The sequence below is a fragment of the Streptomyces sp. N50 genome, assembly GCF_033335955.1.
In the GTDB taxonomy this organism is placed as follows: domain Bacteria; phylum Actinomycetota; class Actinomycetes; order Streptomycetales; family Streptomycetaceae; genus Streptomyces.
In genome coordinates, this window is record NZ_CP137549.1 from 8,857,534 (window position 1) to 8,870,723 (window position 13,190).

Here is a 13,190-nt window from a genome sequence, read left to right on the forward strand (position 1 = left end):
GGACCGCAATGAACTGACCCTGGACCAGGTGCGGTTCACCGACTACGTGGTCGATCCGCCGTCACTCGGTCACGGCGGCCCGGCTGCGCGACCGATAGCCCGCGATCTTCGCGAGGTTGCCGCAGCGGTCCATCGAGCACCAACGGCGGCGGCGGGCCTGGGAGTCGTCGAGGAACAGCAGTGAACACTCCGGGTTCTCGCACTCCTTGACCCGCTCCAGCAGTGAACTGCCCACCAGCAGCACGCCGTCCCGGGCCACCGTCGCCAGCGCGGCGCGCGCCGGATGCGCCGACTTCCAGCGCTGGTCGCCCAGTTGGGGCGCGAGATCCGGCCGCGCTGCGGCCTCGTTGACCCGGTCGACATCGGCCGCCGCCGGTTCCCGGCCGGCCATCGCGTCCCGTAGGACCCGGTAGAGAGCCTCGCGCAGAGTGCGCGCGTCCGCCAGCTCCCGGGCCGTGACCCGCACCGGCTCGGTGCCCACCGACAGCTCCGCCTCCGTGATCCAGCCGGCCAGGGCCGCCGGGTCGGGAAGCCGCTCCATGGGCGTGCCGTGCCGTTTGCCGAGGGTCGCCACGAAGTTCAGGCAGGGGCGTCCGCCGATGAACGGAAAGACGGGCGGGTTGGTCATGGCGGCGAGCTTACCTCGCGTACACCGGTTCATGCGGTGTACGAGAGGGGCGGGTCGGCGACGGACCGGCGGCGGCCGACGGTATCCGACAAGCCTTGACACCGGTTCGTGCGGTGTCGCATGGTGACACCAGTTCAACTGGTGTCAGTCGGATCGGCCCGGATTCGGTGGCCGTGACAGGGAGCAGGTGCGGTATGCGTGCGGTACGGATCGACGAGTTCGGCGGGCCCGAGGTGCTGGTACCGGTCGAGGTGCCCGACCCGGTCGCGGGTCCCGGGCAGGTCCTGGTGCGGGTCGCCGCGGCGGGCGTGAACCGGGCGGACGCCCTGATCAGGTCCGGGAACTACCACCGGGCCGGGAAGCCGCCGCTGATCCCGGGGGTCGAGGGAGCCGGGACGGTCGCCGCGCTGGGGGAGGGCGTCACCGGATTCACGGTCGGGCAACGGGTCGTGGCCCTCGATGGTGTGAACTCACCTGGTTTCTATGCCGAGTTGGCGGCCGTACCCGCCACCCAGGTGGCCGCCCTGCCCGACGGGATCGACCTCGCGCACGCGGCCGCGCTGCCTGTCGCCTGGCTGTCGGCCTGGTACTGCCTGCGGCACCTCGCCCGGGTCACCAAGGAGGACACGGTGGTCGTGAAGGCCGCCGCGAGCGGGGTCGGCAGCGCGGCCGTACAGATCGCGGCCGAGACCGGCGCCCGGGTCGTCGCCCTCGCCGGATCACCCGAAAAGGCCGCGTGGGCAGGGGAGTTCGGCGCCCACGCGACGCTCGACACGTCCTCGTACCCCGACGACGCGGAGGTCGACGAGGTGCTACGGCTCACCGGCGGGCGGGGTGCGGACGTCGTCCTCGACACCGTCGGCGGCCCGGCCTTCGGGCGCAGCCTGCGCGAGATCGGCCACGGCGGCCGGGTCGTCGCCCTCGCCAATGTCGCCCTGGAGCCGAGCACCGTCGACACCCGCGACTTCTACCCGAAGAACGCCTCGATCCTCGGCTTCCAGCTCACCAACCTCCAGATCCACGGTGGCTACGACCCCCGCGCGGACCTGCGGGAACTCGCCGAGCGGGTCGCCGCCGGCACGTACCGGGTGCCGATCGAGACCGTCGTACCGCTGGCCGAGGCGCGGGCCGCCCACGAGCGGCTGGAGCGGCGGGACAACCGGGGGAAGATCGTGATCGCCGTGAGGTGAGACCGGGGTCAGACGTACAGCTTGTCCAGGAACGCCGTCAGATTGCCCACCGTCCGGTCGATCTGCTGCTCCACGGTCAGGCTCTCCTCGATGCGGATGCCCGACTCGGGGATCTTCCTGCCGCGCACGTAGAGGGAACAGGCGAGGTCGGCGCACATGTACAGGCCGACCGAGTTGCCCTCGCGGCCCGCCGGGCCTGCCTTGCGCGCGGTCATCAGGGAGACGCCGCCGCCCGGGTGGGTCGTCACGCACAGCGAACACATGCTCCGGTGCAGAAAGCCGCGCCGTGCGGACGGGAAGCGGAGCGTGACGCCGATCAGCCCGTCCGCCCGCTCGGCGACGAGGTAGCTGCGGTCCGGTGCCCCGGGATCTCGCCAGCCCAGGAAGTCCAGGTCGGCCCACGGGCGGGTGTCGAGATCGCGGGGGATCGCGAGCCGCTTCGCCTCGCCCTTCGAGCAGTTGATGAAGGAGTCGCGGATGTCCTGCTCGGTGAGTGATCTCATGGGGGAGTCTCCTGGGCGGTGCTTGTCCCGAAACCTAGGGGGTCTAGGTTTCGGTCCAGGGTAATGAGGCGAGCGGTGGAGGAGCCAATGGATTTCGGGGGCGTCGGTGCGCGGCAGGCACGGGCACTGCGGCATGTGGCCGAGGGCTCCTCGGGTCCGCCCGTCGACCCACGCCTCCGCATCACCCTCAACTTCCACCCCGACCGCACGGCGACGGCGACCGGCCGCCCCATCCTCGACGCGCTGGCCCAGGACGGCACGTACCACTCGCAGTTCGTGACCGGCACCAGCAACGGCGGCCTCACCGCCCGCCCCGGCGGCGACCGTTGGCGCTGGGAGAGCCGGATCTTCGCCGGTGCCTACGACGACGCGCCCGCACCCGAGCGACCGGTGTACGGCGGGCTGAACTTCCGGCGCCAAGTGGTCGGCGCCGCCCCGCGGTTCGGCTCCTCGCACTTCCGGCTGCGCGGTACGACCCTCGCCCGCGCGACCTTCTGCTACCCGGACAGCGCGGCCGAACCGACCGACTTCGGCGTCGCCTCCGGCATGAACCTGATCGCGCTCGCCGAGGCCGACGAAGACGAACAGGACGCCCTGAACGACTACATCGAGACCCAGGTGCACGGCGGTGTCGTCCTCGCCCGGGACGTGGAGGCCCTTGTCCTGGACGGGAGTTACCGAGGCACCCCCGTCGAGACCGCGGCCCGCCGTCTGCCCTGCCCCGTCGAATGGCACCCCGGGTACCGGCTCACCGTGCGGGAGTTGCACCGGCACGCGGACTACCGGGGTCAGGAGTACGCCGATCTCGGCGGCCTTGTCGCCGAGCGCGGTGTCATCGACCCGAGGGTCATCGGCGACGCGGCCCGCACCGGTCGCCACGAACTCCAGGACCTGAAGATGGTGTGGCACACGCTTGCCCGCTTCGGGGCGCCGGAGGGAGCGGGTACGGCCTACCGTTCGTCGGTGCCCGTGACAGGTACCGGTGGCCAGACCCCTGGCGCCAGTACCCCAACCGCATAGGCGCGGGCGACCAGTTCGGTGCGGTTCGCCGCGTCCCAGCGGGCCGAGAGGCGCCGTAGGTGATAGGTCACGCCGTCCGTCGTGAGGCCGGTCTCGCGGGCCGCGCGGGCTGTGGTGGCGCCGCCGGCGAGCAGCGCCAGGATGCGGGCCTCGATCGGGGTGGCCTGCGCGGGGGTGGCTTCGTCGGGTGCGCCGTCGCCGGGGCCGCCCTCGCCCTGTACGCGGAGCATGACCAGCAGTGCCGGTGTCTCCTCGACGGTGTCGCTGACCGGGTCGGCCGTCAACTCCCCATAGCGCTCAGTGCCGTTAGGGGCCCGCCACCGAACCGACACCTGGTAGCGCGACCGGTGCCGCAGCCGCAGCGCCTGCGCGATCCGCTCCACCTGGCCGGACTCCTGCGGCTGGAAGAGGTCGAGTACGTCCCGGCCGCGCAGCCGCCCCGGCGTCGTACCGCACTCCGCCGCCATCGCGGGATTGGCGGCCTGCACCGAGCCGTACACGTCACACACCGCGACCGGCACCGCCACGCGGTCGAAGAGCATCAGGGCACGGTTGCGCCACACCACGCCCTCCCGACGGTTCCAGTCCACCGGCCCCACATAACCACGCGAGGTGATCAGAGCGAAACGGCCGGGTCGGGGCGGTTCAGTCGCAGGTCCCGCTGCCGCTGTAACAGGGCGAGTAGCCGGCGCGCGGAGTGGGCGCGGGGGCGGGATGCGTGCGGTGGTAGTCGTGCTGTGCGCTCACGAGCAGCACGGCGACGATGCCGGCGACAACGAGCTGGGACGCCATCGTCCAGGGCGCGCGGGACAGCAGCGCGAGGGCGGCGAAGGCGAGCGTGACGCAGAGGAAGCCTTCCATCCAGGCGATGTCCGCGAGCTTCGCCGCGTCGAGCGCGGCCGGGTACCGCTGTGCGGCCAACCCATCCAGGCCGTAGGTGAACGTCATCCCCATGAAGACGGCGGCCTCGCCGACGAACAAGAAGACGGCGACGGCGATGTCCGCGCCGCGGGACGTCCTGCTGGACCATGGCCGTCCGCGGCGCAGAGGCAGATGTCCGGGAAATGCTTGCGTCATGACCACATCCTGCCGGACCGGTCACGAGGCGCGCATGAGTACGCGCACTCACTAGCCGGACGGAGTCCCTCGGCGCAAGCCGCCATCGGCGGTTCCCGCTACAGGATCATGTAGTCCCGTGGCGCGGTCCGCCGGGGCGGGGCGAGCACGCTGGAACGCAGTACTTCCGTACCGCGAAAGGCAGTTGTCGCGCCATGCCCCCCACAGCGCCGCACCCCCAGCCCGTCGACACGCTCCCCGCAGTGCCCGTCGTCGACATCACCGCGACCGGCCCCGGCCGCACCCCGATGCAGCAGATCATGGAGCTGATGCGCCGTCACGGACCCGTGTTCGTACGGCGGTTGCACGGCCGGGACGGGCTGTTCGTCAGTGATCTGGACCTGGTGACCGAACTCGCCGACGAGCGGCGGTTCGCCAAGCACATCGGGCCCGCCCTGGAGAACGTCCGCGCCTTCGCCGCCGACGGCCTCTTCACGGCGTACAACGACGAGCCCAACTGGGCCAAGGCGCACGACATCCTGATGCCCGCGTTCGCACTCGGCTCGATGCGCACCTACCACCCGGTGATGCTGAAGGTGGCCCGGCGGCTCGTCGAGGCCTGGGACCGGGGCGCGGGCGACGGACAGCCGGTGAACGTGGCCGACGACATGACCCGGATGACCCTCGACACCATCGGACTCGCCGGATTCGACTACGACTTCGGGTCGTTCGAGCGCGACGAGCCGCACCCCTTCGTCGAGTCCATGGTCCGCTGCCTGGAGTGGAGCATGACCCGGCTGGCGCGCGTCCCGGGCGAGGACCACTCGGCGGCCGACGCGGCCTTCCGCGCCGACGCCGACTACCTCGCCCAGGTCGTCGACGAGGTCATCGCCGCCCGCACCGGCACCGATCAGGGCGAGGCGGAGGACCTCCTCGGGCTCATGCTCAGCGCCGAACACCCGGTCGACGGCACGACGTTGGACACCGCCAACATCCGCAACCAGGTGATCACTTTCCTGATCGCGGGCCACGAGACGACGTCCGGCGCGATGTCGTTCGCGCTGTACTACCTGGCCAAGCACCCGGCCGTGCTCCAGCTCGTGCAGCGCGAGGTGGACGCGCTGTGGGGCGACACGGCGGACCCGGAACCGACGTACGACGAGGTAGGGCGGCTCACCTACACCCGCCAAGTCCTCAACGAGGCACTGCGGTTGTGGCCCACGGCCGCCGCGTTCAGCCGGCACGCGCTGGAGGACACGGTGCTCGGCGGGCGCATTCCGCTCCGTGCCGGGCAGGCCGTCACCGTGATCGCGCCGATGCTGCACCGGCAGCCCGGGTGGGGCGACAACCCCGAGCTGTTCGACCCCTCGCGCTTCACGCCCGAGGCGGAGGCGGAGCGTTCCGTGCACGCCTTCAAGCCGTTCGGCACCGGTGAACGCGCCTGTATCGGGCGGCAGTTCGCGCTGCACGAGGCGACCATGCTGCTCGCGATGCTCGTCCACCGCTACCGGTTGCACGACCACGCGGACTACGAACTCACGGTGAAGGAGACCCTCACCCTCAAGCCCGACGGCTTCACGCTCACCCTCACCCCGCGCACGCCCGCCGACCGCGTGCACACTCCGCTGCCGGGTGCCGTCGAGGCTCCTGTGACCCCTGCCGCCGACACGTCCGCCCTGCCCGCCCGCGTCCGCCCCGGCAGCGCGGCCCTCTTCCTGCACGGCAGCAACTACGGCACCTGCCGTGAGTTCGCCGCCCAACTCGCCGACGAGGCGGCCCTGTTGGGATGCTCGGTGGAGGTCGCGCCGCTGGACGCGTACGCCGACGGACTGCCCACCGACCGGCCCGTCGTCATCGCCTCCGCCTCCTACAACGGCCGCCCCACCGACGACGCCCTCGCCTTCGCGGCCTGGCTGGAGGAGACCCACGACCTCACCGGCGTGACCTACGCCGTCCTCGGCGTCGGCGACCGCAACTGGGCCGCCACCTACCAGCACATGCCCACCCGCATCGACGCCCGCCTCGCCGAACTCGGCGCCACCCGCCTGACCGACCGAGCCGCCGCCGACGCCTCAGGCGATCTCACCGGCGCCGTACGGGAGTTCACGGCCCGGCTGCGCACGGCACTCCTGGAGACGTACGGCGATCCGGACGCCACGGACGCCGAACCCGTGGAGCAGATCGCCGACTACGAGGTCCGCACCCTCACCGGCGGCCACCTGGACGCCCTCGCCGAACGGCACGGCCTCGTCCCCATGACCGTCACCGAGGCCCACGACCTCACCGCCCCGGGCCACCCGCGCCGCAAGCGCTTCGTCCGCGTCGCCCTGCCGGACGGGACCACCTACCGCACCGCCGACCACCTCACCGTCCTGCCCGTGAACACCCCGGCTCTCGTCGACCGCGCGGCCGCGGCCCTCGGCGTCGACCTCGACACCGTGCTCGACATCCGCGCGGCCCGCCCGCGCCGCGACGGCCTCGCGGTCGACCGACCCGTGACGGCACGTCAACTCCTCACTCACTACGTCGAGTTGCAGGAGCGCCCGACCGCCGACCAACTGGTCGCGCTGGCCGCCGCCAACCCCTGCCCGCCCGAGCGCAGCGCCCTGGCCGCTCTCACCGACGACCCGCGCACGTTCGTCGAACTCGTCGAGGACCACCCGGCGTTGCGCGGCGCCCTGGACTGGCCCACGCTTCTCGAACTCCTCACCCCGCTGCGCCCCCGGCACTACTCCATCTCGTCCTCGCCCGCCGTCGACCCCGGCCACGCGGACCTCATGGTCTCCCTGCTGGAGGCACCGGCCCGCTCGGGGAAGGGCGTCTACCGGGGCACGGGCTCCGGTCACCTCATCACCGTCGCACCGGGCGACACGGTGTACGCGCGCGTCCAGCCGTGCCGCGAGGCCTTCCGGATCGACGACTCCACCCCGGTCGTGATGATCGCGGCGGGCACCGGCCTCGCCCCCTTCCGCGGCACCATCGCCGACCGTACGGCCGCCCTCGCCACCGGCGCCCAACTCGCTCCGGCCCTCTGTTACTTCGGCTGCGACGCCCCCGACGCCGACTACCTCCACGCCGACGAACTCCGCGCCGCCGAGAGCGCAGGGGCCGTCTCGCTCCGCCCGGCCTTCAGTGCGGCACCGGAGGCCGGAGTGACCTTCGTCCAGCACCGCGTCGCCGTCGAGGCCGACGAGGTGTGGTCCCTGCTGGACGCGGGCGCCCGGGTGTTCGTCTGCGGCGACGGCTCGCGCATGGCACCGGGCGTGCGGGAGGCGTTCCGTACCCTGTACCGGGACCGCACGCCCGGCGCCGACGACACTGCGGCCGAGCGGTGGCTCAACACACTGATGGCGGACGGTCGTTACGTCGAGGACGTGTACGCCGCCGGCTGACCGAGAGCGAGAGGTGGGCGCACGGTGACGGACTCCTCGGAGCGAGCCCGACAGGTACTCCGGGCGGCGGGGATCCCGCCCGGCGACCTCGCCCACCTCCGCCCCCTCGGCGGCGGCACCTACAACACCGTCGAGGAACTCACCCTCACCGACGGCAGCCGCTACGTCCTCAAGACCGCGCCCACCGCCCCGGGTCTGTCCCACGAGCGGCAACTCCTCATCTCCGAGGCCGACTTCTACGCCGCCGCCGCCAAGGCCGGGGTGGCGGCACCGCGCGTCGTGGTCCTCGACGGCGACACCCTCCTGATGACGCTCTGCCCCGGCGAACCCTGGGACGACACCCTCACCGACCCCGAAATCGTCGACCTGCGCACGGAGTTGGGCCGTCAGCTGGCCCGCCTGCACGAGATCACCGGTCCAGGCTTCGGCTACCCCTCCGGCGCCCTCGGCCCCCTCGCCCCCGACTGGCGGACCGCGTTCACCACGCTCTACGACGCCGTCCTCGACGACACCCGCCGCTACGGGGCCTGGCTGCCGCTCCCCGCCGACGACATCGCCCGCACGGCCCGGTCCGCCTACGACGCCCTGGACGAGATCACCGTCCCCTGCGCCGTCCACTTCGACCTGTGGCAGGGGAACATCCTGGTCGACCGCACGACCGGAACACCCCGGATCGGCGGCCTCATCGACGGCGAGCGCATGTTCTGGGGCGACCCGCTCGCCGACTTCGTCTCCCTGGCGCTGCTCGGGGACATCAGGAAGGACGAGGCGTTCCTCGCGGGCTACCGGGAGGCGGGCGGACGGGGCGAGTTCGACCGGTCGGCCCGCCTCCGGTACGCCCTCTACCGCAGCTATCTCTACCTGATCATGCTCGCCGAGGCGGTCCCCCGGGAGTTCGGCGAGGAAGAGAACCGCTGGCGGCGGGAGAAGGTCGGCCCCGAGCTCCTCGCCGCCCTGGGAGAGATCGACGAGACGGCTTCCACCACGTAGTGTGCATTCCGTCGCCCCTTAGTTCAGGGCGTGAATTAAGAGGGTGCGGGGTTCGGAAGGAGCCACATGGCGGGGCGGAACGGGCGCACGGTACGCGACCTCAGGCGGGCCAACCGCACGGCCGTACTGCAACGGCTGTACTTCGACGGACCCCTCAGCCGCTTCGAACTGGGCCCGGCGACCGGGCTCAGCTCCGGTTCGGTGAGCAACGTCGTCGCGGACCTCGTCGCCGACGGCCTGGTCGAGGAGGCCGGCAGCGTCGACTCCGACGGCGGCCGCCCGCGCACCCTGCTCCAAGTCGCCCCGCACAGTGGCCACATGATCGGCGTCGACGTCGGCGAGACCCGCGTCCGCGTCGAGCTCTTCGACCTCACCCTCACCGAACTCGCCCGCGCCGAACGCCCGTTGGAGCAGCAGCGCTACGAGGTCGAGGTCATCGTCGGCCACATCCGCGAGGGCATAGCCGAGGTTCTCGCCGCCGCCGCCATCGCACCGGAACAGCTCCTCGGCGTCGGCATCGGCGTTCCCGGCATAGTCGAGCACACCCCGGACCACGGCGCCGTCGTGCACGGCCAGACGATCGGCTGGGACGCGGTCCCCCTCGAGGAACTGCTCCGCTCCACCTCCCAACTCCCCGACGCCGTCCCGTACTTCATCGACAACGGCGCCAAGACCCTCGGCCAGGCGGAGATGTGGTTCGGCGGCGGGCGCGGCGCGCGCAACGCGATCGTCGTCCTCTTCGGCTCCGGCGTCGGCGCCTGCCTGGTGACCCCAGAGGTGGAGCACGGCCGGGCCGTCGAGTGGGGCCATCTGACCGTACGGGTCCGCGGCCGCCGCTGCCGCTGCGGCGCCCTCGGATGTCTGGAGGCGTACGCGGGCGCCGAGTCGCTCCTCGACCGCTGGCGCGAGCAGGGCGGACGCCCGCCCGAGGGCACCGACGAGGAGACCGCGATGACCGCCCTGCTGGTCGCCGCCTACCCGCCCGAGGGCACCGAGGCCGACCCCGTCGCGCTCGCCGTCCTGGAGGAGACCGCCGAATACCTCGGCGCCGGCCTGTCCGACCTGATCAACCTCTTCCAGCCCGAGCGCATCCTCATCGGCGGCTGGGCCGGACTCCAGCTCGGCTCCCGCTTCCTGCCCGCCGTACGCCACCACGCCACCGCGTACGCGCTGCGCCACCCCGCCGGACGCGTGACCATCGAGCTGGGGCGCCTCGGCCCAGACGCTGTGACTGTCGGCGCCGCGATCCTTCCCCTCGCCGACTTCTTCGCCCGCGGCGGCCGCCGGGCCGAACCCGAACCCGAGGGCCCGCCGCCCGCCTGGCGCACGGCACTTGAGGAACGGGCCCCGCACTGAGCGGACGGCCAGGTGGGGGATGATCACTCCATGAGCGAGATCATCCTGATGTCCGACGCCCGGGTCGCCGCCATCCCCGTCGAGGAGTGCGGGGAGCCTCTCGTGGATGTGAGCGGCGCCCTGCTGGTCGACGACCGCAAGAACGACAGCGGCGCCGAACTCCACCTCCGCCAGGGCGTGTTGGACCGACTTGTCGAAGCGGAAACCCTGCTGCCCGACGGCCTGCGCCTGCTGTTCGTCGAGGGATACCGGCCGCCGGCGCTCCAGCGCCGCTACTTCGAGGGCTACGGCGACGAGCTGCGCGCCGCCAACCCGGACTGGTCCGCCGACCGCATCCGGTCCGCCGCCAGCCGGTACGTGTCCCCGCCCGAGATCGCCCCGCACTCCGCCGGCGCGGCCGTGGACCTGACCCTCGCCGACGCCGACGGCCGCGAACTCGACATGGGCACCCCGATGAACGCCAACCCGGAGGAGAGCGACGGGGCTTGCTACACCGGCGCCGACAACATCACCGCCGAGGCCAGGGCCAACCGCGCCGTGCTGGGCAAGGCGCTCGACGCGGTCGGCCTGGTCAACTACCCGACGGAGTGGTGGCACTGGTCGTACGGGGACCGCTACTGGGCGTTGACGATCGGCGCGCCCGCCGCCCTGTACGGGCCGAAGGATCTCGACCTCTCGTGAGGCTGTGTCCGGGACTATCCGGCAAACGCGTCCACACCGGTTAGGTCGGCGGACAGCTTCCACAGCCGGGTGGCCTGCTCGGGGTCGATCGCCCACTCCTTGACGCCGGTGCGCTCGCCGTCGGCGGGGGCCGGCTCGGCGATGTCGCAGTCCTCCAGGTAGACGCCGCCGAGGCCGTCCAGCTGGGGCGAGGTCGCGGCCCAGACCTGGGTGGCCGCGCCCTGGGGCGGGGTCTTGAAGAGGTCCGGGTGCAGCAGGTTGCCGTCCTCGTCGATCCAGCCGCGCTCCACCATCTCCTCGGTGGCCAGGTGGCGCTGGAGCGGCGTGAGGATGCCACCCGGGTGGAGCGCGAAGGCCCGTACACCGTGCTCGGCGCCCAGCCTGTCGAGGTGGACGGCGAACAGGACGTTCGCGGTCTTCGCCTGCCCGTAGGCCTCCCACTTGTCGTACTTGTCGGTGCCCTGACTCCAGTGGATGTCGTCCCAGCGGATCCCGGAGGCGTGGTGGCCGGTCGAGGACACCGAGACCACCCGCGCGCCGCCCGCCGCGATCGCCGGCCACAGCCGGTTGACGAGGGCGAAGTGTCCGAGGTGGTTGGTGGCGAACTGCGCCTCCCAGCCGGGCCCGACCCGGGTCTCCGGGCAGGCCATGATGCCGGCGCTGTCGATCACGAGGTCCACGGTGCGCCCGGAGGCGAGGAAGCGGTCGGCGAAGCCGCGCACGCTCTCCAGGTCGCCGAGGTCCAGCTCGTCCAGCTCGACGCCGTCGATCCCGGCCACGGCCTCGCGCGCGGTGTCGGGACGGCGGGCGGGGACGACGACCCGGGCTCCCGCCTTGGTGAGCGCACGGGTGGTCTCCAGGCCGATGCCCGAGTAGCCGCCGGTGACGATCGCGAGCTTGCCGGTGAGGTCGATGCCCTCCAGGACGTCGTCGGCCGTGCTCTTCGCGTCGAATCCCGAACCGATCTTGTGCTGTGCAGTGGTCATGAGAGGAACGCTACGAATTGAAGTGCGCTCGAAGTCAAGTGAACGGGAGCGGGTGCGCGGACCCGGACATGGGGAAGCCCCGACCGCGACGGGGGAATCACGGCCGGGGCGGCCAAGTGGTGGGCACGGATGGCGGTCGCCTCGCGGCGAAAGGCTCCACAGGGCTTCAGCCGAACGATCTTCCCTGTGGGCGGAGGTTGAGGCCCGGGGACACTGTCCCATCCGCACCCACGGTCTGTTCAACGGCGAACTACCGGCGGGTGTTCCTGCGTAAGCCACAGCGAGCGGTGATGTGCATCACTCGCCATTGGTCCAGTCCAGTAGCGCCTCCGCAGACCAGGTCGTCACCACCCGTTCGGCGGGCACTCCGCACTCCTCCGCCCGCGCGCAGCCGTTGATCTGCCAGTCGAGCTGCCCGGGCGCGTGCGCGTCGGTGTCGACCGAGAACAGCACCCCGGCGTCCAGGGCCTTCCGCAGCAGCCGCCTCGGCGGGTCGAGGCGCTCCGGACGGCTGTTGATCTCCACGGCCGTACCCGACTCGGCACACGCGGCGAACACCTCGTCGGCGTCGAACGCCGACTCCGGCCGCGCGGCACCCCCGTTCCGCCCGATCAGCAGCCGCCCGGTGCAGTGCCCGAGGATGTCCGCGTGCGGATTCCGTACGGCGGCCGCCATGCGGCGGGTCATGGCGCGTGACTCCATCCGCAGCTTCGAGTGCACGGAGACCACGACGACGTCGAGCCGCTCCAGCACCTCCTCCTCCTGGTCCAGCGAGCCGTCGTCGAGGATGTCGCACTCGATGCCGGTGAGGAGCCGGAAAGGCGCCCAGGTCTCGTTCAGCGCCGCCACCACGTCCAGCTGCTCGCGCAGCCGCTCCGGGGAGAGCCCGCGGGCCACGGTCAGCCGGGGGGAGTGGTCGGTCAGCACCGCCCACTCGTGGCCGAGCAGGGCCGCCGTACGGCCCATCTCCTCGATCGGGCTGCCGCCGTCCGACCAGTCGGAGTGGAGGTGGCAGTCGCCGCGCAGCAGGGCGCGCAGTTTCTCGCCGCCGGGGCCGGACGGGGCGGGGGCCTCCGCCTCCAGCTGCGCCAGATAGGCGGGAACCCGCCCGTCGAGGGCCTCGCGGGCCACCTGCGCGGTCTTCGGGCCGATGCCCTTGAGGGACTCCAGCGTCCCGGCGGCCGCGCGTTCGGCGACCTCTCCCTCGGGGAGTGCCGCGAGGACCCTGGCCGCCGTACGGAAGGCGCGTACGCGGTAGGTCGGGGCCAGGGAGCGTTCCAGCAGGAAGGCGATCCGGTCCAGTGCCTGCACGGGATCCATCGAGCCTCCTCCCGCGAGCGGCCCCCGGCCGGGAACCGTGGACCACTCGCGTCCGCGTGATGCGTTCT

12 protein-coding genes are annotated in these 13,190 nt (G+C 72.2%); 6 read left to right on the forward strand and 6 right to left on the reverse strand.

What is annotated here, in order from left to right; genetic code table 11:
• Positions 1-61: 61 nt before the first annotated feature.
• The gene (locus R2B38_RS39265; RefSeq protein WP_318020564.1) at positions 62-628 is read right to left on the reverse strand and encodes a CGNR zinc finger domain-containing protein; all 567 of its coding nucleotides are present in this window, start codon (positions 626-628) and stop codon (positions 62-64) included.
• A 194-nt stretch (positions 629-822) separates the two neighbouring features.
• Between R2B38_RS39265 and R2B38_RS39270 the strand changes: the two genes are divergently transcribed.
• Entirely contained in the window at positions 823-1,818 is a 996-nt protein-coding gene (locus R2B38_RS39270) for a zinc-binding alcohol dehydrogenase family protein (RefSeq protein ID WP_318020565.1), read from the forward strand.
• Between the two features lie 8 nt (positions 1,819-1,826).
• On the opposite strand, the gene R2B38_RS39275 is transcribed toward R2B38_RS39270, so the two are convergent.
• A complete protein-coding gene (locus R2B38_RS39275; protein WP_318020566.1) occupies positions 1,827-2,321 on the reverse strand; it encodes an FBP domain-containing protein in 495 nt (164 codons plus the stop codon).
• A gap of 87 nt (positions 2,322-2,408) precedes the next feature.
• On the opposite strand from R2B38_RS39275, the gene R2B38_RS39280 reads away from it, so the two are divergent.
• Positions 2,409-3,341: a DUF3626 domain-containing protein gene (locus tag R2B38_RS39280; RefSeq protein WP_318020567.1), complete on the forward strand. Its 933-nt coding sequence runs from the start codon at positions 2,409-2,411 to the stop codon at positions 3,339-3,341.
• Here the strand turns inward: R2B38_RS39280 and R2B38_RS39285 are convergent.
• Positions 3,272-3,883: a PAS domain S-box protein gene (locus R2B38_RS39285; RefSeq protein ID WP_411978608.1), complete on the reverse strand. Its 612-nt coding sequence runs from the start codon at positions 3,881-3,883 to the stop codon at positions 3,272-3,274. The two genes, R2B38_RS39280 and R2B38_RS39285, sit on opposite strands and share 70 nt — an antisense overlap.
• 103 nt (positions 3,884-3,986) lie before the next feature.
• A complete protein-coding gene (locus R2B38_RS39290) occupies positions 3,987-4,418 on the reverse strand; it encodes a DUF6234 family protein (RefSeq protein ID WP_318020569.1) in 432 nt (143 codons plus the stop codon).
• A 194-nt stretch (positions 4,419-4,612) separates the two neighbouring features.
• On the opposite strand from R2B38_RS39290, the gene R2B38_RS39295 reads away from it, so the two are divergent.
• From R2B38_RS39295 to R2B38_RS39310, 4 genes are all read left to right on the forward strand, one after another.
• Positions 4,613-7,789 carry a cytochrome P450 gene (locus tag R2B38_RS39295; protein ID WP_318020570.1) on the forward strand — a complete coding sequence of 1,059 codons (3,177 nt, stop codon included), beginning with the start codon at positions 4,613-4,615 and terminating at the stop codon, positions 7,787-7,789.
• Between the two features lie 24 nt (positions 7,790-7,813).
• Positions 7,814-8,779: an aminoglycoside phosphotransferase family protein gene (locus R2B38_RS39300; RefSeq protein ID WP_318020571.1), complete on the forward strand. Its 966-nt coding sequence runs from the start codon at positions 7,814-7,816 to the stop codon at positions 8,777-8,779.
• A 66-nt stretch (positions 8,780-8,845) separates the two neighbouring features.
• Positions 8,846-10,135, forward strand: coding sequence for an ROK family transcriptional regulator (locus tag R2B38_RS39305; RefSeq protein WP_318020572.1), 1,290 nt, complete (start codon positions 8,846-8,848; stop codon positions 10,133-10,135).
• Between the two features lie 30 nt (positions 10,136-10,165).
• Positions 10,166-10,816, forward strand: a complete 651-nt coding sequence (locus tag R2B38_RS39310) for a M15 family metallopeptidase (RefSeq protein ID WP_318020573.1) — start codon at positions 10,166-10,168, stop codon at positions 10,814-10,816.
• 14 nt (positions 10,817-10,830) lie between these two features.
• Here R2B38_RS39310 and R2B38_RS39315 read toward each other — a convergent pair whose 3' ends face one another.
• Both R2B38_RS39315 and R2B38_RS39320 read right to left on the reverse strand, forming a co-directional pair.
• A complete protein-coding gene (locus tag R2B38_RS39315; RefSeq protein WP_318020574.1) occupies positions 10,831-11,802 on the reverse strand; it encodes an SDR family NAD(P)-dependent oxidoreductase in 972 nt (323 codons plus the stop codon).
• 297 nt (positions 11,803-12,099) lie between these two features.
• Positions 12,100-13,122: a PHP domain-containing protein gene (locus tag R2B38_RS39320; RefSeq protein ID WP_318020575.1), complete on the reverse strand. Its 1,023-nt coding sequence runs from the start codon at positions 13,120-13,122 to the stop codon at positions 12,100-12,102.
• Positions 13,123-13,190 lie beyond the last annotated feature (68 nt).